Origin of the sequence: Kribbella sp. NPDC049174 (assembly GCF_043197365.1) — a bacterium.
Taxonomy (GTDB): Bacteria; Actinomycetota; Actinomycetes; order Propionibacteriales; family Kribbellaceae; genus Kribbella.
Genome location: NZ_JBICSZ010000006.1, coordinates 352,398 through 373,757 on the forward strand (window position 1 = coordinate 352,398; position 21,360 = coordinate 373,757).

General features: G+C 70.0%; 14 protein-coding genes. 3 read left to right on the forward strand and 11 right to left on the reverse strand.

The window, feature by feature from the left end:
* Positions 1-2: 2 nt before the first annotated feature.
* Genes ACGFIF_RS29100 through ACGFIF_RS29125 form a run of 6 tightly spaced genes read right to left on the reverse strand, consistent with a single transcriptional unit; the run spans position 3 to position 7,519 of the window.
* A complete protein-coding gene (locus ACGFIF_RS29100; protein ID WP_393158821.1) occupies positions 3-1,301 on the reverse strand; it encodes an ATP-grasp domain-containing protein in 1,299 nt (432 codons plus the stop codon).
* Between the two features lie 6 nt (positions 1,302-1,307).
* On the reverse strand, positions 1,308-2,456 hold the full coding sequence (locus ACGFIF_RS29105; protein WP_393158823.1) for an NAD(P)/FAD-dependent oxidoreductase: 1,149 nt from the start codon (positions 2,454-2,456) through the stop codon (positions 1,308-1,310).
* A gap of 6 nt (positions 2,457-2,462) precedes the next feature.
* Positions 2,463-4,121 carry a class I tRNA ligase family protein gene (locus ACGFIF_RS29110; protein ID WP_393158824.1) on the reverse strand — a complete coding sequence of 553 codons (1,659 nt, stop codon included), beginning with the start codon at positions 4,119-4,121 and terminating at the stop codon, positions 2,463-2,465.
* Complete coding sequence (locus tag ACGFIF_RS29115; protein WP_393158826.1) at positions 4,118-4,585, reverse strand: cupin domain-containing protein; 468 nt, start codon at positions 4,583-4,585, stop codon at positions 4,118-4,120. Before ACGFIF_RS29115 ends, ACGFIF_RS29110 begins: the two co-directional genes overlap by 4 nt.
* A gap of 2 nt (positions 4,586-4,587) precedes the next feature.
* On the reverse strand, positions 4,588-6,114 hold the full coding sequence (locus ACGFIF_RS29120) for a PqqD family protein (RefSeq protein WP_393158827.1): 1,527 nt from the start codon (positions 6,112-6,114) through the stop codon (positions 4,588-4,590).
* A 37-nt stretch (positions 6,115-6,151) separates the two neighbouring features.
* Positions 6,152-7,519: a lysine N(6)-hydroxylase/L-ornithine N(5)-oxygenase family protein gene (locus tag ACGFIF_RS29125; protein ID WP_393158829.1), complete on the reverse strand. Its 1,368-nt coding sequence runs from the start codon at positions 7,517-7,519 to the stop codon at positions 6,152-6,154.
* Between the two features lie 136 nt (positions 7,520-7,655).
* On the opposite strand from ACGFIF_RS29125, the gene ACGFIF_RS29130 reads away from it, so the two are divergent.
* Positions 7,656-8,708: a Gfo/Idh/MocA family protein gene (locus tag ACGFIF_RS29130; RefSeq protein WP_393158831.1), complete on the forward strand. Its 1,053-nt coding sequence runs from the start codon at positions 7,656-7,658 to the stop codon at positions 8,706-8,708.
* Positions 8,709-8,771: 63 nt separating this feature from the next.
* Complete coding sequence (locus tag ACGFIF_RS29135) at positions 8,772-9,116, forward strand: TraR/DksA family transcriptional regulator (RefSeq protein WP_393158833.1); 345 nt, start codon at positions 8,772-8,774, stop codon at positions 9,114-9,116.
* A 125-nt stretch (positions 9,117-9,241) separates the two neighbouring features.
* Here the strand turns inward: ACGFIF_RS29135 and ACGFIF_RS29140 are convergent, their stop codons facing one another.
* Positions 9,242-9,814, reverse strand: a complete 573-nt coding sequence (locus ACGFIF_RS29140) for an RNA polymerase sigma factor (RefSeq protein WP_393158835.1) — start codon at positions 9,812-9,814, stop codon at positions 9,242-9,244.
* A gap of 21 nt (positions 9,815-9,835) precedes the next feature.
* Between ACGFIF_RS29140 and ACGFIF_RS29145 the strand changes: the two genes are divergently transcribed.
* Entirely contained in the window at positions 9,836-11,203 is a 1,368-nt protein-coding gene (locus ACGFIF_RS29145; protein WP_393158836.1) for a serine/threonine-protein kinase, read from the forward strand.
* Between the two features lie 42 nt (positions 11,204-11,245).
* On the opposite strand, the gene ACGFIF_RS29150 is transcribed toward ACGFIF_RS29145, so the two are convergent.
* From ACGFIF_RS29150 to ACGFIF_RS29165, 4 genes are all read right to left on the reverse strand, one after another.
* Positions 11,246-12,418 (reverse strand): hypothetical protein, encoded by a 1,173-nt coding sequence (locus tag ACGFIF_RS29150; protein ID WP_393158838.1) that lies wholly within the window; start codon positions 12,416-12,418, stop codon positions 11,246-11,248.
* A 273-nt stretch (positions 12,419-12,691) separates the two neighbouring features.
* Positions 12,692-12,883, reverse strand: a complete 192-nt coding sequence (locus tag ACGFIF_RS29155) for a hypothetical protein (RefSeq protein ID WP_393158839.1) — start codon at positions 12,881-12,883, stop codon at positions 12,692-12,694.
* A 77-nt stretch (positions 12,884-12,960) separates the two neighbouring features.
* Complete coding sequence (locus ACGFIF_RS29160; RefSeq protein WP_393158841.1) at positions 12,961-15,615, reverse strand: M36 family metallopeptidase; 2,655 nt, start codon at positions 15,613-15,615, stop codon at positions 12,961-12,963.
* An 18-nt stretch (positions 15,616-15,633) separates the two neighbouring features.
* Positions 15,634-21,360, reverse strand: a complete 5,727-nt coding sequence (locus ACGFIF_RS29165; protein ID WP_393158843.1) for a hypothetical protein — start codon at positions 21,358-21,360, stop codon at positions 15,634-15,636.

Here is a 21,360-nt window from a genome sequence, read left to right on the forward strand (position 1 = left end):
AATCAGGCCGTCAGCCGGGGAGCCGGCGACCGGGGCGGTGGGGTGGGGAAGGAATCGGGCACCGCCAGGCGTACGTCGATCTGCGCGGCGAACTCGAACGCCGTCCGGATCGCCTCGTCGAACGTCGGTCCGCTGGTACAGAGGAAGCCGAGGATGTTGTTGCCGTCCGGTGGGCGCCGGACCACGTCACCCGGCTTCGCGGTGATCTTCAGGAAGAACACCCGGTCGGACTCCGACACCGCGGGCGGCACGGTGATCTGCTCGATCCGGCCCGGTCCGCCGATGAGGCAGGTGCCGGCCAGATGCACACCGGTCGGGCGGTAGTGATGCACGTCGGGCTTCACCCCGGCGGCGACGGCCATCGTCGCGCGGATCGGGCAGTAGCCGGCACTCAGCCTGGCGAAGTAGTCCAGCCCGCCACCACCGGGTCGTACAGCGATCTCCAGCAGGTGCGGCCTGCCTTGGTGGAAGCGGACCTCGGCGTGCATCGCGCTGCGCCGTAAGCCCTGCGCATGCGCCGCCGAGGTGACCACTTCGTGCACGGCGGCCAGTTGATCGGCGTCGAGCGCGGTCGGTGCCCGGTGTGCGTCGTCGTCGAACGTGTTGCCCTCGATCGTGATCCGGTCGACGATCGACCCCAGGTACACCTCGTCGTCCCAGGCGAGCGCCTCGATCTGCATCTCGTGCCCGTCCAGGAAGGACTCGACCAGCAACCCGTACGGCCCGAGGTCGATGCCCTCGGCCTCCATCCGGAACCACGACATCTGGGCCATCCCGTCGAGCGCCTGCGGGAACCTGGTCCGCAGCTCGTCCGGATCGTCGATCCTGAAGACGAAGTTGCTCGCGGCACCCAAAGTCGGCTTGAGGATGATCGGGTAGCCGAACTCGTCGGCGGCCGCGAGCGCGGCGGTGACGTCCGGCACCAACCGGAACCGGGGCACCGGAGCGCCTCCGCGCTGCTGGGCCTCCCGCATCAGGAGCTTGTTCCGGCTGATCCTCGCCGCGTCCAGGCCGACCCCGGGCAGGCCGAGCGCCTCGGCCACCGCGGCGACCGTGAGTACTCCGGACTCGGAGAAGGTGAGGACGCCGTCGAACCGCTCGCCGGCGTGCCAGTCGCGGGCGACCGCGATGATGTCGTCGATGTGTTTGGACCCGGCGACCCGGTAGCGCGGGGCCGGCCAGTAGTCCGGTTCGCCGAGGCCGTTGAGCACGAACAGGGTGCCGCCGAACTCCTCGATCTGGCGGTAGCGGGACTGGTAGTAGCCGGCGTTCTGCACGGCTTCGAGTGCGAGCAGCTTCATCGTCACCTACTCCTCACCGACCGCGGCGAGCTGTCGCGGCCTGTCGACCGAGTCCAGACCGGTCGGGCGGGGCGACGCCCCCACGGCGCGATCTGCGATCGCCCGCGCGATCTGCGGCGCGAACTTGAAGGACATCCCGCCGCAGGCCGCGTACGCCAGGACCGTGCCGGCGCCGTAAGTCGCCAGCAACGGCCCGCCGCGCGTCCGCTCGGCGAGGTAGAAGCCGTCGGTGGCGTCGACCACCGCGGCCGGATCGAAGGCCGGGAGTACCTCGGAGAACACGCCGACGAGGTGTTCGCGCCACTGGTCGGGCGGGACCCGATCGGTCATCTCGGCGACCGGTCGGCAGGCGCTCGCGGCACTCAACCGCAGCGGCGCGTCCGACTGTGGCACCGTCGGCATCAGCCACGCGTCACTGCCGGGGCCGAGACCAAGCACTGCGGGCATTCCGGCCCAGTCCCGGAGCCAGGCCGGTGGCTGGTACGACAGCACGGTCTGCCGGTACAGCGTGAGGTCGGAGGCGATGGCGGCCGGCACTAGCTCGCGGGACCAGGGCCCGGCCGCCATCACCACCCGGTCGGCGGTATGGGACCCGCCATCGGCGAACCGGATCATGACGACCCGGTCGTTCTGAGAGATCTCGACGGCCCGCCGGTGCGGGTGCAGCCGGACCTCGGGTCGACGAACCAGCCAGCGTGCCAGTGCGACCAGGGCGTGGTCGGCCAGGACGACGCCGGCCGTGGCCTCCAGCACGGCACCGGTCCCATCCGGGAACCGGATCCGTGGATACCGGCTCGCCAGATCGTCCGGGGACAACGCCCAAGCCTTCGCGCCGGCCGCGGTGAGGATGGCGAGCTCGGCCGCGGCGTCCCGCACCGGCATCGCGGTGAGCGCCCCGGCCGCGTGGTAGAAGCGTGATCCGATCCGCTCCTCGACGTCCATCCAGCCGGCGTGCGCTGGCGCGGCCGCCTGCGTCAGCGCCGGGTCGCCGCGATGCAGCGCGCGGACCACCCGGAGCCGGTCGTTCGAGGTGGCCGACGGCGACGGGATCGGACCGGCGTCGACCAGATCGACCCGGTCCACGCCGGCCGCGCGGACGCACTCGATCGCCGTCAGCAGTCCGATCACGCCACCGCCGACCACGGTGATTCGCATCTGGGATCACCGGCCTCCGGCGAGCTCACCGTCGGCCGGACCGGCCGCCAGCAGTGGCGGCGCGAACGGCGTGACCTCGGCGACGTCGAAGGCTCCGGCGACCAGCGTCCCGGCCTCCGGCGAATCGTCGAAGGCCCCGGCCTCACGCGCCGCTGCCGTGAGGTCGATGAGGATCGGTGACGCGAGCGCGAGCAGTGCCTTGACCTCGCAGAACAGGTCGCCCCAGATCTCGGGCTGCTCGTCCAGCCCGGTGCCGTCGAGTGCCGCCGCGCGCCGTCGCAACCGGTCGATCTGGATCAGCACGGTGTCCGCCGAACGGTTGAGGTTGAACGTCGGCATCTCGTAGCCGAGGTCGAACCGCTCGAGCATGGTGGCGACCCGGCCCCGTGCGGCGGCCGACACCGGCAGCCGGGTGCTGTCGTCGCCGGCGTTGGCGACCGCCTTGGCGAGTGTCCCGGCCAGTTGGTTCCAGGGGCCGACCAGCCGCTCCTCGGCCATCTTGTCCAGGCCGGCCCGGCTGAAGGTGGACCGCTGGTACTCCGGCGCGGTGAGCGCCAGGTAGAGCCGGGCGACATCGCGTGGCACCTCCTCGAGCAGCTCCTCGGGCGTCAGCACATGTCCCTTGCTGGTCGAGAACTTCGAGCTCTCCAGCTCGTAGAACTCGTTGTTGATGATCGACTCCGGCCAGACGTACTTGTCGCCGTGCGCCATCAGCATGGCGATGTGCGGCAGGCAGAAGTAGTAGGCGTTGTCGAAGCCGAGGAAGTGCACGATCCGCAGGTTCTCCGCGGTCCGCCACAACTCACCCGGCACAGTGTCCCGGCCGAGTTTGTTCGCGGCGTACGACGTGGTGAACATGCCGGCCGGGATCAGCTCGAGCCAGGCGTTGAGAACCTGCCCGGGGGTCTCCGGGAACGGCGCCTGAATGCCCCAGGACAACGGGAAAGTGATCGGCACATCCTGCAGCGGCCGGGCCAGCAGCTCGGCGATCATCTGCCGGACGTGCGGCCGCCGGTGCGCGGCGAGCTTCTCGTGGTACGCCGTCAACTGCTCGCGGTACTCCTCCAGCGGCAGCACCATGATGGTGGCTTCGCGGTAGGTCAGCTTGTCGGTGGGGTCGATCGTCGAATGCGGGTTGATCAGCTGGTCGTAGTTGTTCGGGTGGCAGCAGGTCTCGCACAGTCCGCCGCGGCTGGTCGTCAGACAGACCGGGCAGTCGCCCTCGATCAGGCCCTCGACCATGAACTCGCCGGTCCGCTCCAGGTAGGGCAGCCGGACGGTCTTCAGCCGGAACACGCCGGCGGCGTGCAGGGCGCTGAAGTACTGCAGCACGGTGGCGCGGTAGGTCTGGTCGAACGGACCGAACCCGTCGATCGAGATGCCGATCGCGCTCAGCGCCTCCTGGATCTTCGCCGTCGAGCGCTTGCACAGCTCCTCCGGCGTGATGCCCTCCCGGCCCGCCGACGCGACCACGTAGGTCTGGCTGTCGTCGGTCTCGGAGGTGAAGATGACGTTGCGGCCGCGGGCCCGCTGGTACCGCGCGTACACGTCGCCGGCCAGGTACGGCCCGGCGATGTGGCCGAGGTGCATCCCGCCGTTCGGCGTCGGGTTCGGACCGAGGACGAGGACAGGACGGTCGTCCTCGGACGGCAGCAGTCGGGTCATTCGCTGGCTCCTACTCGCTCGGCGGTCTCGATGGCCTCAGCGGCCTGGGCGTTCTCGGCAACGTTCGCGGCGGCCTTGGCGGCGAGCGCCTCGGTGTCCGAGCCGGCGTACTCGGCGAGGAACCGGTGGGACATCTCCGGGTCCCACCAGATGCTGCAGAAGACGAAGTCCTCGTCGTTGTGGTTGTGCACGCGGTGCAGCTGGCCCGGCGTGAAGTAGGTGACGTCGCCGGCCCGGAACGGCTGCTGGTCGCCGCCGCACTCGACGATGCACTCACCGGAGACCGCGACGAAGATCTCCTGCTCGTGATGGGTGTGCAGCTTGGAGACCGTCCCGGCGCGGCAGACCGCGTAGGAGACCTCGAACGGCGCGTTCAGCACCGGCCACGGCTGCAGTCGCTGGGTGTCCACCCCGTACTCGTGCAGCAGGTTGTCGCGATCAAGCCGGGAGATGTGTACGACCATGATTACCGTCCCGAAATCTGCTCGAAGGTGTTCGGACCGTCCTGGGTGTGCCGGGTCTCGATGACGGCCTTGTGGGGGTCGCCTGCCAAGATCAGGTCGATCACCGGCGTACCGCCGCTGCCGGGCGTCTGCACCGACCGGCTGTACAGCACTCGCAACTGGCTCGGCTCGAGCCCGCTGATCCGCTCCAGCTCGGCGACCAGCCCCGGATCTCCGGGCTCACCGCCCAGCAGGCGGTGGATCTCGCCGAGGCGAGCGGCCAGGCCCGGGTGCTCGCGGTCCACGAACTGCTCGAGCCCGGCGCCCTGTCCGGCGAAGGGGGAGTAGGTCATGCAGACCAGCTGCTCCTCGGTGAGCCCGAAGGTCTCCAGCGCGTACTCCTGGACGGCGAGCCGCATCCGTTTCAGCGCGTCCGGGCTGTCGTACCGGGCGCGCATCATCTCCACCAGCCCGTCCGGGATGTCCTTCTTGCGCATCAGGCCGAGCGCGAACTCGACGTATTCGGCCAGGCCGTCGTCGTACGAGCGCCGGAACAGGTGCTCGGCCTTCAGCCCGCGCAGGTGGGCCATCAGCGCCGGGTTCGCGCAGTCGGACTCGGTGAAGCTGAAGGCGAGGTCGTCGAACTGGAAGCCGAGGAAGCCGGTCAGCAGGTCGAAGTGGTCGCCGGCGGCGTATGCGGTCTCGCCGTAGATGGTGAAGAACCGCAGCCGTTCCGGTACGTCGGTGCTGACCCGGCGAGCGGCGATCGCGTCGATCGCCTCCGGACCGTGGATGTCGGCGAAGTACGACTGGGCGATGCCGTCGAGCTGCCCCAGCACCCGGCCGAACCCGCTCTGGCCGGCGCGCGGCCGGGCGGCGGGCGCGGTCCGGAGCTGACGGGCCAGCCGGCCGACCCAGAAGGTGTACTGGCGCTGTTCCTGCGGCGAGTCACCGGTGATCAGCACGTCGGCGCCGTCGCCGTACGCCGCCGCCAGCCCGAAGGCGTTGAAGACGCTGAGGTTGCAGGAGTTGCAGAACGTCGGCCGTCCGTCGGCGAAGGTGCGGTGGCCGGTCATCAGGATGTCGAGCCGGTTGCGCCGGACCACGTGCTCGCGTTGCGGGGAGTCGACGTCGAACTCGCTGATGTCGTCGCCGTCCACCAGCAGCAGCTCGCAGTCCGGGTCGTCGGTGAGCCGCAGCGCGCGGTACTCGCGGTCGATGTTCTCCATCACGGCGCGGGGCATGCCCGCATGCCGGTTGGTCGCCACCCGCATCCGGAACGTGCGGCCGTGCACCTTGTACAGGATCAGCTGCATCGCCCGGACGAAGGCCAGCATGTACGCGCTGTCCTTGCCACCGCCGAACGCCACCAGGACGAGGTTCTTTTCCAGCTCCGGCCGGTTCGGCAACTCAGCCTCGAGCCTGCCGCTGCAGCGCAACGCTTCGGCCATGATGTCCGGCGGCATCGCGGCTCGCAGACCTGCGAACGCCTGGTCTCGAGCCCGCGCCACGTCGTCGGTCGGGGCACGATCCAGTTCGAGTGTTGTCATCCGGCTCTCCTCGAGGGCTGGGTGGTTCTCCCACGCGTTAGAGCCCGGACGGCGCCTCCGCTGATACAGCCGCGGCGGGGACCCGCTCGCGGTGCGCGATGATGTCGCGGCAGATCTCCTCAGCCCGCTGAGCCAGCACACTCAGCAGTGAGTCGGAGATGCCGTGTGTCTCCTCGTTGACGCCTTGGAGGTAACAGGCCGCGGTGCTGTCGGTGCCGAGCTCCAGGCGGTACTGCCGGGAGACGTCGATCCGGTCCAGCTCGAGGCTGCGCGCCAGCTCGCGGACCAGGCTCGGCATCCGGGTGTCGAAGCCGGTGCCAAGGAAGACCAGGTCGCGACGCAGTTCGGTGACGGCCCCGGTCCGGCGGTCGGTGAGCTCCAGCACCACCTCGTCGCCGGCTTCGCGGGCGGAGGTGATGTCGACCATCGTGACGAGTCGCCGATCGGTGCGCTCGTTGAACCGGTCCAGGTACAGGTCGGCGTACAGGTGCTCGAGCATCGGGGGAGTGACGACGGAGTAGTTGGTCCGGTACATCTCCCGGAGAATCTGCTCGCGCGCCGCGGGCGGGGCGTCGTAGAACTCGTCGACGAACGACGGGTAGTACAACTCGTTGGTGAACTTGCTGGACTGGTCCGAGCTCAGCCCGATGGACCGCATCAACCAGGTGATGTCGCTGTCGGGCAGGTCGTCGCGCAGGGCACGGAAGATCTCCGCTGCGCTCTGCGAACTGCCGACCAGGGCGACCCGATAGGGCAGCTCCCCGGACAGCTCGGCCACCCGCTGCCGGTACTCGGTGCTGTGGACGATCCGGTTCCGGGGTACGTCGGCGAGCGCCGGCGGGATATTGGGCTCGCGGCTGCCGCCGTACACCAGGTACCGGCTGGTGATCGCAGTACCGTCGGCCAGCGTGGTGACCCAGCCCGTGACAGCACCCGCGTCGTCTCGTCGCGGCCGCACCGCCACGCACTCGCGACCGAGCTCGATCCGCACCCGGGTGAGCGACTCCGCCACCCAGCGCAGGTACTCCGCGAACTCGACCCGGTACGGCGTGAACGTGCTCATGTTGACGAACTCGTCCAGCCGGCCGGTCTCGTACAAATGGTTGAGGAACGAGAACCTGCTGCGCGGATCCCGCTGGGTGACCAGGTCCTTCAGGAACGACACCTGGCTGGTGGCCCAGGGCATCAACATGCCCGGCTGCCACTCGATCGTCTGGTTCCGATCGATCACCAGCGCGTTCTCCGCCAGCTCCGGCGCCAACTCCTCCAGCGCCACCGCAAGCCCCAGATTCGACGGCCCGGCGCCGATCCCGAGCAGTTCGACTTCCACGTCGGACCTGGACATCTGTTCGAGCATCTGAGCCGCCTTCGTCTCGGTCGCCGTCACCTCTCCTTCGAGAGCCACCGACCACTCGCCGTTGATACACACCGAGCGATGTCCGACGAGGCCGATGAAGCGACTCGCGGCGGGTGGTAAGCGTTTGCCGATCTGGCATAGGGTGAGTGGCAGTCGAAGCGACGCCGAGTCGGGAGGATTACGGGTGACTTCCACGCAAGCTGTCAGGTTCGCCGCGATCGGGCTTGATCACGCGCACATCTTCGGTCAGATCGCGGGTCTGGTCGGGGCCGGTGCGGAGTTCGTCGGGATGGCGACCGACGATCCGTTGGCCGCGATCGCGACCCGGGTCCGGGAGCGGTACCCGGAGGTTCCGATGGCCGAGAGTCCGGACGAGCTGATCGGACGGGACGGGATCGACTTGATCGTGACCGCCGCCGTACCGGATCGGCGGGGGCCTCTCGCCGTCGCGGCGTTGCGGGCCGGCAAGGACGTCGTGACCGACAAGCCCGGCTGTGTCAGTTTCGATCAGCTGGAGGAGATCGAGAAGGCGGTCGGCCAGAGCGGGCGGTTCTGGTCGGTGACGTTCTCCGAGCGGTTCGAGGTGCCCAGCGTGATCAAGGCCGGTGAGCTGGCCCGCGCGGGCGACATCGGGACGGTGGTGCAGACTCTCGGGATCGGACCGCACCGCATCGGGGACCGCGGTCACCTCGGCGGTGGGGCCGGCCGCCCGGACTGGTTCTACGACAAGAACCGGTACGGCGGCATCCTCACCGACCTCGCCTCCCACCAGATCGACCAGTTTCTCTGGTTCACCGGCGCGCGGACCGCTGAGGTGGTGGCCAGCACGGTGGGGAACTTCGCGAACCCCGATGAGCCGGGATTGCAGGACTTCGGTGAGATCCTGCTGCGCAGTGACAATGCCCAGGGCTACATCCGGGTCGATTGGTACACACCGGCGGGGCTGCCGACGTGGGGTGACGGCCGCCTGATGATCCTCGGCACCGACGGCTACATCGAGCTGCGCAAGTACGTCGACATCGCGGGCCGCGACGGCGGCGACCACCTGTTCCTGGTCAATCAGGAAGGTACGCAGTACATCGACTGCTCCCAGGTCGAGACCACCTACTACCCCGACCTGCTGCGCGACGTACGCGAACGAACCACCTCGGCCGCACCGCAGGAGCACACCTTCGAAACCATGCGCCTGGCCCTGACAGCCCAGCAGCGAGCGACGGTCCGCGGAGCGGCGCAATGATCTAGCGGGGCGACCGGCCCGCTGGGTTGCCTTCATGGCGGCAGGCGGTGTCAGGATTGACGGATGGATGAGGCTCGCAAGCTGCTCGAGGCGGAACGACAGCAGGCGCTCCGGCGGCTTTCGGGTCTGACCAGCGATTTCGATGAGGTGGTAGCGGCCTCGCGGGACGCCAACGCTGACGACGAGCACGATCCTGAGGGTGCGACGATCGCGTTCGAGAGGTCGCAGGTCGCAGCGCTTGTGCTGCAGGTCCAGCGTCAATTGGCCGAGGTCGAGGCGGCAATCGAGCGGTTGGCGGCCGGCACTTACGGGGTCTGTGAGCAGTGCGGACAACCGATCGCCACTGCCCGGCTGGAGGCGAGACCGACCGCACGCACCTGCATCGGATGTGCCTCTGCAACACGCTGAGCCGGCGCCTGCTACCTTAAGAACTCAATGCCTGGTGGCGCTGTCATCGTCACGCACGGCCTCGGGCGTCGGTGCCGCCATGCGCAAGAATTCCAGTGCCCCTGGGCGACTGTCTGCGGGAGAGGTCAGTCGTGGCGGGGGAGCAGTTGAGCCTTGAGTGCGACGCGGGCCCGGCTGATCCGGGATTTGACCGTGCCGACCGGGATGCCGACCTGGTCGGCGATCTCGTCGTAGCTGAGCTCGTAGATGTCGCGCAGCATCACCGACGTGACCGTCTCGGGCAGGTCGGCCTCCAGTTGCTCCAGCGCGTCGAGCAGGTCCAGCCGGGTGCCGGCCACGACGCTGGTGGTGCGCGGATCGGGACGGTCGTACCTGGCCGGGCGATCGTCGTCGTGCCAGGCCGCGGCGTTCTCGACGGCGCGGCGCTTCAACCGTCGGTAGGTCTCGCGAGCGGCGTTCGACGCGACCACGTGGACCCAGGTGGTGAACCGGCTCCGGCCGGAGAAGGTGCCGACCTTCGTGGCGATCGCCAGCAGCGCGTCCTGGCAGGCGTCCTCGGCGTCGGCGCGGTACGGCAGGACGCGCTGGCAGATTCGCATCACCTGCGGTTGCACCTGCCGGATCAGCTCGTCCAGCAAGGCGGGGTCCTGTGCAGCGCGCCGGGCCAGTTCGTCCAGCGCGTCCGCGTCGTTGACCATGCTGTTGAGCATAATGACGGCATGGTTCAGCCCTCGCATTTTGGCCGCTACGCCGTGATCCGGAGGCTGGGCAGCGGTGGGTTCGCCGCCGTCTGGCTGGTCCGGGACGAGGAGCTGGACGCCGAGGTCGCGGTCAAGGTGCTGGCGGAGCATTGGGTCGACGATCTCGACGTACGCCGGCGGTTCGTCGAGGAGGGGCGCTTCCTGCGGAAAGTCGAGTCGCCGTACGTCATCGGCGTACATGACATCGGCACCACCGACGACGATCGGCCGTTCCTGGTGCTCACCTACGCGGACCGCGGAACGCTGGCCGACAGGATCAAGGCAGGCCGGCTTCCGCTGACCGACACAGTGGACGTGATCGAGAACGTCAGCGCCGGCCTGCAGGAGCTGCACGACCGGGGCGTCCTGCACCGTGACGTCAAGCCGGAGAACGTGCTCTTCCGCAGTACGCCGACCGGAGAGCGGGCCATGCTCGGCGATCTGGGCCTGGGCAAGTCGCTCGACGCGGTGTCGCGGGTGACGATGCCGGGCGGCACCCCGGCCTATGTCGCGCCCGAGCAGGTGCGCGGTGACGTACTCGACCCGCGAGCCGATCTGTATGCGCTGGCCGCGGTCACCTACGCCGCGCTGGCCGGCCAGCCGCCGTACGGTGCGACCACCCTGGCGGCGGTCCTGGCCGTCGACGGGCCACCGGCCTCGTTGCGTACGGTCCGCGACGATGTTCCCGCCGAGGTGGATGCGGTCATCCTGCGCGGGCTGCACCAGGATCGAGAGCACCGCTGGCCGGATGTTCGATCGTTCGCCGAAGCACTCCGGACGGCCGCAATGGCGAGCGTCCCCGCGACTGCCGGTCGGTCTTCGGCCAGGCCCTGGGTGGCGGCGACGATCGCAGCCGCGCTGCTCGGTGGTGCCGGTGGCTACCTGGGCTGGCAGTACGGCGTCGACCGCCAGTGGGTACGGGTCGAGGACAAGCAGCAGGTCCTGTCGGTCGAGCTTCCTCGCAGCTGGACGCGTACCCGGGCCGGCGACGGCTGGCAACCGCAGGGGTCGACCGGCTCGCTGCCCGGTCTGCTGGTGAGCGGCAACAACAGCGACTGGGGCAAGGCCGATGCGAAGGTGTCGGGTGTCTTCGCGGGAGTGCTGCCGCCGGGCGACCTACCCGCGGCCACCAGCCTCCCCGGTCCGTCGGGCTGCACGGTGTCACCCGAGCAGATCAACAATGACTCCACGGCAACGGCCAAGTACGCCGACTGCCCGGCCGGCATGACGACGTACGAGCGAGTGAAGCAGTTCCAGGGACAGCTGGTCCGGATCCAGGTACGGGCCGAGGACGACGCGCAGGCCAAGAAGGTGCTGGACTCAGTGGACTACAAGCCAAGAAAATAAGGCGATGCGGCCCCTCGTCGGAGGAGCCGCACCGCCTTGGCGTCAGTGGCCGAGCTGGTACGGCCGGTTGTTCTCGTCGCCGGTGCCCTTCTTCAAGGGGGCAGCCAGCTCACAGGTGCCGGTCTTCGGCGCGCACCGGGCGATGGCTGTCTTACCGTCCTGCTCGGCGAGCACCAGCACATGGTCGGGGTCCTCCATCACCGTGGAGATGATCGCCACCGCCGAACCGCCCGACCACTCGCGGACAGCTTTGCCGGTCTTCAGGTCCAGCGCGGCGAACAGTCCGTCGCCGTAGCCGTCCCGATAGGCCGGCCCACCGAGCGCGAAGTCGCTCCCGCTGAGCAGCTCGTCGACTGCGTAGGTGCAGGTTTGCCAGCGCTTCTTGGCCGATGCCAGCTCGACCAGTGCGGTGCAACTGCCGTCGTCGGCCTGCGAAACGATCGACGCCGCGAACTGCAGGTCCGACGACACTGCGGACGGCGACGGAGCGGCACTGATCGGCCGCGGCGCGGCGTCGCCGGCAGTCCACCGGTAGAGGGTCTGCTTCGAGCTCTTGGACAACGCGCTGAAGTAGACCTCGCTGCCCTGGACCGCGTGCACGATCGGTCCGTGCTCGCCGGTGCGCTGCAGCGACATCTTCTCGCCGCTGGCGTTGTCGCGCCAGGTCAGCGTGAAGCGAGGAAGCTCGGCGCCGTCCGCAGTGGTCGGCTGGACGGCGTAGGCGCTGGTCGAGTGATCAGCCGCGGAGAGAACCGATGAGACGTCGTTGACGGTTTCACCGCGGGAGCCCCCGCTCCAGCTGGTGAGCACGGCCTTGCCGTCGTCCTTCGGGCTGTGCAGAACGAGTGCGCCCCCGGTACCTGCCTGCGCAACATCCCAGACCGGGCCGTCCGAGGCCGGCAGGGTGAACTCGATCTCTCCGCGGCGCACGCTCCTGCCGTCGACGTACGCCGTGGCCGGTTCCGCGCCCTGCTTGAGTTTCGTGAGGTCGAGCGTCTGCTTGACCGGTCCACTCGGCTGGGCCGGGGAAGTCCCGGGCGGCTTGCTCGGGGTCGTGGACGGTGCCGGCGCCGGCCTGCTGTCGATCGGGGTGACGCTGCCGCCGGACGCCGTCGCGAGCGTCGGTGTCTGCTGCGCGGCCACCAGCGTGCCCGCCACCACAGCAGCGACCGAAACACCCGTCACCAGGCCCGCCAGCTTGATGCTCCGCTTCATGATGCCCTCCGCAATGAGTCCTCAGTGTGTCGTACGGAAGGCTTTGATGGTCAGCCGACACGATCGGTTCACGACGTCCGCCCGCTCTCGACACCGCGCAGCAGCTGGTCGCGATCGGCGCGCTGCAAGGGAGATCGCGATCCGCCGGGTGATCAGACGCGAGCAATGGGCGAGAAAGATCACGAACCGGCAGGTCGGTGGGCTTCAGCACGTTCCGCCGGCGGACGAGGGTATGTCGCGCACTACTGGCCTGCTCGAAGGTGGGGTGTGGGGTTACTTGCCGTCGAGGCCGCAGTCGTTCGGGCCTGGGAGCTCGAGGCAGGCCAGGCGTTGCTCGATGCGGCGTTCGTTGCGCTCGTCGGACAGGGTGTCGATGAACGTCCAGCCGCTCAGGAACAGCGACGCCAGCGCGACGATCATCGCTGTGCGCGAGCTGGTGGTGGTGGACAGGTCGGAGAAGGCCATGAGATTCCCCTCGATATCTGGTCGGCCGGCGGCCGGCGGTGTTCCAGCGCGCCGCTGTAGATGCTTCGGGCAAGTACTTAGAGCTGCACCGTGAGGGTCCAGCTGTTGAGTTTTCCGACGTCGCGGCCGGCCTTGTCCACGACCGTGAGGGTCCAGTCGCCCTGGGCGTCCAACCCCACGAAGGCGGCGAGTGGATCGCCGGCATCGCTGCGGTAGGTGGTGATCAGGTGATCCACTTCCGCGCCGCCCCGGCGATGGACCGCGACCCGTTTCCCGGTCGGGCCGCGCAGCGCGACGCCCAGGTCGCCGACTTGCGCGTGCGTGATGTCGACGGCGAGCGTCACCGCCGCGACGGTTCCGGCCTCGCGCACCGTGACCTTGTTCTCGAGAGCGGGGCCTTCGGCAGGGATCGGCGTGCCGAGCAGGGCTTGCAGTTGTACCGACGGCCGCTCTGGGCCGATCCCGGCCGCCAGCGCCCAGGTATCCAGTCGCCCGACGTCTGCCGGCGCGTGGTCTGCCACCCGCAACGACCAGCTTCCACCGGTCGCGGTCCCCACGAGGGCGTTGAGCGAAGCGACCGACTCGGAGTCGTACGACCGCCGCAGGTTGTCTGCCCCGCCGCCGGTCCGGTTGTGCAACACCGCGGTCCGGCCGTCCGGTGCTACCAGGCTCACCACCAGGTCACCCCGGAACGGGTGAGTGATGACGACGTCGACTGCGAGCGATTGCACCGCTCCGGCAGCAGGGAGCGAGAGTGTGGACACGACGCCTTCCGCATCGGCATCCGGGATGGTCAGGCCGGGCGCCGCCTCGGCTCGCACGACCGAGGTCGACGGGGCAGGCGGCGGCTCGAAGTCGGCGACGATGCCGCTCAGTTGCGGTCCATTGGTCCGCGCACCGGGACCCATCCCAAAGCGGGCGAACACCTCCCAGGCGGACTGGACAAAGCTTGCTGTGGCCCCGTCGTCGTCCCCGCGCGCGACGGAGAACTGCCGGGCCGCGAGCAGGATCGCGTCGCGTGCGGCGAGCAGGCTCGGGTTGGCGGCCGTGAGCTTGAGGCCGTCGACAACGATCTGCAGCGTCTCGGTGCGGCCCAGCCGTCGGGCCAGCGACATCAGTACGGCGCACCACAGCTCGCCGATGTCGTGCACCCGGGTGTACTGCGGCGAGCCGAGCTCGGCGTAGGTGCCGGGGTAGTCCTCGGTGTAGGCGTGGCGGCGGATCCCGGTGGCGCGATCGACCACCCAGTCGCCGACGACGTTCTTGCCGAGCAGGGAGCACGCGACGAAGTCGCTCCAGCCCTCACCCATCCCGCCCGACTGGTCCGCGTCCAGCGAGGTGTCGTCCAGCGGGCCTCCGACGAGCCGGTTCGACAGCCCGTGGGTGTACTCGTGATAGACCACGTCCGCGTCCAGTGCTGTGTGCCGCTGGGTGGAGTTGACCAGTCCCATGTTCATCGTCGGCGCGGATCCGTCGGCCGGCGTGGCCATGTTCGCCGTACCCCAGACCACCCCCGGGTGCACCTGGGCGAGTACGGCGTCCCCGGCCCGGCCGCCGCGTCCGAGCGCGCTGCGCTGGAAGTTGCCGTCGGGTTCCCGGAACCCCAGCAGATACAGCGCGTCGTGCATCGCGGCGCAGTACGAGAACACGTTCAGGACAAGCTGTTCCGGCGCGTTCTCCTGAGCGGGTGATGCGAACACCACGCCGCCCGCGCTCGGTGCTCCTTTCACTGTGCGGCCCGTGCTGACGTCGATCGCGCGTACCGAGGCCCCCGCTGTGGTCTCGTCGAGCAGCCAGGGATCCGGGAACCCGGCGGGCAGCCCGGGAGGCACAGGTACGCCGTACGTCTCCAATGGCAGCGGGAAGTCGACATCCTGGCGTCCTTCGCCGGAACGCAGCACCACCTGGGCGTGCCCTCCCAGCCCGTGCGTGAGCCGTCGGCACAGCAGGATCCGTGCGTCCGCGGCGTCGATCAGGAACCGGTACTCCGGGGCGCCGGGCACCTGGACCCGTAGATGCCACGAGAGTCGCAGCCCTCCGTCCAGCGGGAACCACATCAGCGCGACCGTCACAGGCCGGGCGAATCCGGTCGCTTCGAAGACCGTTGCCCGGTCGGGACGGTCGACCGGCGAGGTGATCAGCCGCGCAGTCATCGACCTGACGTCCGGAACCGGCTCGGCGACGGACTGGCCGTAGGGATCGGCCTCCACGTCGTCGTCGCCGGCTGCCAGATGCGCCGCCGCCTCATCGAGGGCCTGCGACGCCGGGATCGACGGCTCGATGGCGAGATCCTCGGCAATCGTGTAGGACCGGCCCGCCACTTCCAGCAGCTGGCCGCTCGGGTCGAAGCGGACTGTCTCGCTCGCGTCGTACACGGCGATGCCCTTGTACTGCTGTCTCAGGTGTACGGCGACACCGTCAGCCGAGGTGGTCTGGTAACCAGGATCGGCGAGGTACTCGGGCGCCTGCTCCGGAGCGAGGCCGAGCGCGGGTCCGACGTTCTGCACGTGGGCCAGGGCCCGGCGGACGAAGTCGCCGTCCGCGGCCGGTGCGTCCCGGGACACCACCACCGCGGGATTGCCGGTGCTCGCGTCGAAGCTGACGATCTGGACGTCGTGCCCGCCCGGCCGGGCGGACGCTGCCTCGGCCGCTGCGTGCAGCTCCGCGCGTCGCTCCGGAGCGACGGTGGTGTCGCTGCTCGTCTCGGTGCGGAGATCGACTTCTCTGGCCATGACAGCTGTCCTTACCTTCTAGGGGATGACGTCGAACAGGCGCAGCGCGACGCCGGGCCGTCGGCCGGCGAAAGCGCGGATGGTCTCCAGGTCGGCGAAGTCGCCCGGGACGTCGAGCAACCGGCCGGGGCGGTTGTCGTCGGCGACGCAGAGCAGGAGTTCGGTTGGGGTGACGCCGTCCGGGGCCCACTCGAACTCTTCGATGTGGCTGCTGCCGGCCGGCACCGGCGGCGCTGCGTTGACGACCTCGTCCGCTTTGATCGGTGTGACGGCGAGGTTGAGACGGAACAGCCGCAGCCGGGTGTTGATGGAGTCGACCGTGCCGGCGTTGCGCACCCGCAAGTAGAGCTTGTTCGGGACACCCGCCTTCAACACGTCCTTGCCGAGCGCGGACCGGACGGCGAACAGTGCGGGTTGATCCGGTGCCGCGACCGCCGCGGGCGTGGCCACGAGCTCGGCCAGGTGCGCCCCGCCGAGGACCGGATGCCGCCGCCCACCGCCCTCGGGCGATGCCGCCACCCGCAGGTCGATATTCGGTACGTCGGCCTTCGCCGGAACCCCGGTCAGTTCGCAGGCCAGCGAGATCGCCCGCCGGATGTCGGCATGCCGTGCGTGGGCGAGGTCGGGGATGTCAGCCGGGTCGGCGTCGAACCGGACGACGGCTCGCGGCGTGACCTCGACATGCAGCACCGGCCCGCCCGTCAGGTCCAACGGCCCCGGAGCGGCTTGCAGGTTGCTACCGGTCACCTCGGTGAATCCGATCGCCGCCAGCCCTGGTCCGCTGATCGTCATCGAGGTCGAGTCCGGGCAGCTCAGCGCGACCCCGGCGACCAGCCGCACGGTCACCACTCCGTCGACCCCAGCGAGCCTGAAATCGTCGATGATCGCGCGGGCCACGTAGTCGCACCGGACGAACACCGTGCCGGCGAACCGGGACGGCGAGAGATCGACCGGTACGACGACGTTGCCGCCGGCAAGCACCACCGTGATCGTCAGCGCGGTCGCCCCGGCGAGCGCGAAGCCATCCGTGAGCAGCGAGGTCTGCAACTGCGGCGCGCCCGGTCCGCCGACCGGGAAGCCGAGTGCCGCGGCCGCGGTTCCGGTGGCCCGCAGTGTCGCCCCGCCGGTCCCTTCGAGCACGAACCCGACCACCGGATCCCAGGCCGTGATCGGCAGGCCGGCCTGGATGATCCGCCGCTGCAACATCCGGACCACCTCGATCGGCTGGACGGCGACCGCCGTACGGGCCTCGTCCGCGGCCGGGAGGAGCGCGAGATCGGCCACCAGCGGTGTCTCGAGCCGGACAACCAGAGCCGGCCCGGCACCTACAGCAGCAAGGTCATGGTCGTCAGCCGTCGCGAGTTTCGCGATCCGGATCCGTCCGGGCACGTTGAGGACCCCGATTTCGAAGCCGAGTTTTCCGCCCGCGGACGAGCCCTCCGACGCGGCGGCGACGTCCTGGACCCTGATGTCGCCCGGTCCGGTCGCTCGCACGACCAGCGTGCGGTCGTCGTCCAGTCGCCGTACGAGGACCTCGCGGAAGGCGGCCCGTCGTTCGGTGGCCAGCAAGGCGGGGACGAGGGTCGGCCCGCCGGTGAGCGGATCGCCGGTCGCGGTGGTGAGCACGAGCAGGCCGACCGAGTTGACCCCGTCGAGGGCCGGCCAGGCGACGGGGAAGGTGACGATTCCGGTGTCGCCGCCCGGGATCGTCCGCGGGACCTGACCGTCGCCGCCAACCGACCACGCACCGACAGGCCCGACGAGCGGGGGCGGCGCGGCCAGCCGGGTCCAGATGTCGGCCGGGAGTGATGGGATCCCGTCGTCGAGCGGAGCCCACAACAGCACGACCCGGGCCTGCTCCGCGACCGGTCCGCCGGGAGGCGGCACGGAGACCGGCCCCACGTTGCTCACCTGCACCATCACGTCGGCGGCCGACCCGGCCACGATGTCGTCGTGCGGGATCTGGAGGTCGAACGTCACGCCGTCGATGTCGGCGTCCGTGCCCAAGCCCGCGGCACGGCGTCGTACCACCTTGATGTCGGGTGAACCGATCGGGACGGGACCGGCGGCTGCGGTCCCGAACGAGGGCGCGGCCCGGGCGGGCCGGAAGCCGTCGTCCAGCTCGGTGGTGCGGACGAGCAGGCGTACGTCGTCCGGCGGGTCAGCGTCGATCCGCCGTTCGTACGCACCGCGCGTCCACAGACCCGCGCGGAGCACGCGCTGTTCGGGATGGCTGACCAGGTCGACGACCTGTGCGTTCGGCAGGCCTTCATTGAGAGGTGCCCACGTGTCGCCGGAATCGGTACTGCGGAAGACGCCGGCATCGGTGGCGGCGAACAGCACTGTCGGATCGGCCGGATCGAGCTCGAGCGCGTGGACACCGAGCGGGACGCCGCCGCTCACGATGCCTTGCGCCACACCACCGACGACCTGGTGCCCCACCGGCTGCCAGGTCGTGCCGCCGTCGACCGTGCGGAACACGAACGTCGGGTCTCCGGGCACGGTGGCTTCACCGGACTGTCCCATCCAGGCGTTCAGCGGCTCAGTCGGATGTACGGCGATCGCCTCGGTCTCGCGGTCGCCGAGCCGCATCAGCGGGATCGTGCGATCCAGCCAGGTCGCGCCGCCGTCCCGGGTGACGAAGACACTGCCGTCCTGTCCGCCGGCCCACGCCGGGGACGGCATCGCGGGACCACCGACGGCTGCCGGTTGCGGCGGGCCGAACGTCAGCTCGCTGACCCAGCCCTCGGCCGGCATCACCACCAGATCCGCCCGCACCCGGACTGCCGGTGTGGCGGCGAGGTGGCGGCTGATCAGGCTGTGCAACTCCTCGACGGTGACCGCCCGCAGGTCGGCCACATCGGCAGCAGTGAACCGGAGTGGCGGTGTAGCCGTCGTACCGTCGGAGATCACCAGTTCCAACGGCGGCCCGGTCGGGGTGAAGTCGACGCCGGCGAAGTTGCGCACGTTGGTCTTCAGGTGCGCGGTCGTGCGGCTGAAGAGGCCGAGCCGGATCAGGGGAGCTCCTGCGGCCGGCAGTGACAGCCGGGCCGCAGCGGTTCCAGTGAGCACGACGCGGGTGCCGGCTTCGGACAGCAGGGTGACCCACGCGTTGGACGGTACGGCGTGCACGTGGACCGGGTCGCCGGCCAGCACACCGGCGAGACCCGCCGCGAGTTCGCCGGCGGTGATGTTCGCCGGGTCGGGGAAGGTCGGCGGCTCGATCCGCAACGACCGTACGGCGCCGGCGTTGACCGTCACCTCCAACGTGCGGACCGGTCCGGAGAAATCGCAGTTGGACCGCGAGTCGAGGTTCACCAGGTTCAGCAGGACCGACGCCGGCCGGGCCGCGTCACCGTGGTAGTCGCCACGGTTCACCGCGAGCCGGGACAACCCGTCCGGCAACGGATCCAGGGCATCGCCGCCGAGCCGGATCAGCGTCGCGGCGCCGGCGTCGTGGGTGACCAGTTGCACCGCGGACGGCGTACGCCACATGGTCGGGAACGCCTCGACCTGGTGTACCGGCAGGGTGGCGACCGTACGGACCACGTCGGCGACCGTGACGCTCGCCAGGTTGATGCCGTCGGCGGCCCGGAACTTCACCGAGTGCGCCACCCCGTCGAGCAGCAGCCGCAGCTCGTCACCCTCGGCCAGCTGGTACGGCGCCGGCAGCCGGCTGGCGATGACGAACCGGTCGTGGTCGGTCACGTCGACATGTTCGTACCGGCCGCCGCGTCCGGGCAGCAAGCCCAGCTTCCGGGCGCCGGGTGTGTCCACGACTTCGACCACCACGCGGGGTTCCGGTGGCAGTGGCGGGTAGAACCGCAGCGGCTTCGGCATCCGAGTCCGCGGGCCGCCCGCGGCGGGTGGCATCCGGACCCGCACGACGAACGACCGGCCGACCATCTCGAGCCCGAATCGCTCACCAGAGCCGGGTTTCAGACCGTAGAGCCGGCCCTTCCGCGCGTGCAGCAGCCGGCCGGTGTCCAGCGGATCGCGAGCTGTCTCCGGGACGAAGACCGAGTCGTCGTCCAGCCCGTCCGTCAGCATCCGCTGGGTCGCGGTCTCGGGCACATCGCGCGCCTCGTCGGCGAAGATGGCGTCGCGCAGCGCCGGGAACTGCAGGGCTACGAGCCCGCCGTAGAAGCTGACGGCCAGCCGGTACGGGTCGTCCGGATCGAAGGTGCAGAAGGCTCCGTCGGCGCCCAGGATCGGGCGCCAGGTCTGGCCGCCCGAGCGCAGGTACGTGCCGTGGTCCTGCAGGCCAGTGGCGAGGACGTCGCGCACGAGCGGGCTCTGTGCGAGGTCGTACGGCTGGGCACCCTGGATACCGGCGTCGCGTCGTTCCCAGCCGACGGTGCCGGGCGCCACGGGGCGAGAGTAGTCGACCTGGACGGCTGCCGGGTCCGTCCAGTTCGGGGTCGCCCGGGCGATACCGCCGTCGTTGGCCACCCACAACTGCGGCGGCGTCCCGGCGATGGTCACGCCGTGCTGGTCGGCGTGATGACCGCGCAGCCCTTCGCTATGCAGCTGCCACGCCATGATCCGGCGCCACCGCACCCCGTCCGGCGCGGCGTTGGCGTTCGTACTGACGTGCAGGTACACCTGGCCGGTGACCACGCGCTCGGGATGTCCCGGCTCGACCGCCAGGACCATGCTGTAGACGGCCTGACCCTCGTCGTGGAAGTCGGCGTGATCCGCGAGCCGGGTCCAGACCATCGACCGGCCCAGGGCCGCATTGAGGTTCGTCGTCCGGAAGATGCCGACGTGCCGATCGTCCTCGTCCCCGAACCGTACGTAGGCGGTGGCCGCCGTGGCGATCGCGATCTTGCCGCCGGCCGGCCACGCCGCCCGAGGCGGCCGGGCCGCGACGACGACGCTGAGCGAGTCGGCCGAGGCGAGCTCGGCCCTGACCGCGGCCTCCGCCGCGGCGGGAGCATTCAGCCGCAGTACCGCGCCCTCGCCGGCCGTGCTGGTGCCACGGACCAGCAGCAGCCGGCGGTTGGCAGTGAATGCGACGTCGCTGAAGTAGGTGCCCGCGGCGTACACCGGGTCCCAGTCCACCCCGCCGTTGAGGGTGCGGAATGCACCGTCGACTCCCACCGCCCAAGCATGCTCTGGAGCTCCGGGATCGACCGCGATCGCCTCGAATCCACCGCGGTGCGGAGGCTTCGCCGCACCGCCGCCGAAGTTGTCCCAGGTGTCGCCGCCGTTGGTGGAGACGAAGACGCCGAAGCCGCGCAGGGTGTTCGGCCCGGCCGGTGACGCTTCGCCGGTGGCTGCGTAGATGCGGGTCGGATCGCTGGGCGCGACGGCCATCGCCCCGACGACCAGACAGCGGCGGTCGTGCCAGTCGGGCAATGGTTCCCAGCGCCGGCCGGCGTCGCGGGTGCGCCAGACGCCGCCGCCGGCCGAAGCGGCGAACCACACTTGGGGATCTGGGTTGGCGGGATCGCCGCAGACGATCGCGCGCATCCGGCCGGCCACGTTTCGCGGTCCGATCGGAACCCAGTTGTGGCGGGCCCTGGCTTCCTGGCCGACGCTTGCGGTCGGCCGTCGTACGGCGCGTGGGCCTGCGGCGGGTGCGGCGCCGTGACCGGGCGTCCCCAGCCAGGCGGCCGGCCATTCGGCGATCAGGTCCGGATCGGAGGCGGGTGCACCCGGTGCCATCGTGGCGCGGGCGAGCAGTTCGTCCGGGCCGTCGTCGTCTTCCTCGGGTGGCTCCGGCTCGAAGACGTCGGTCAT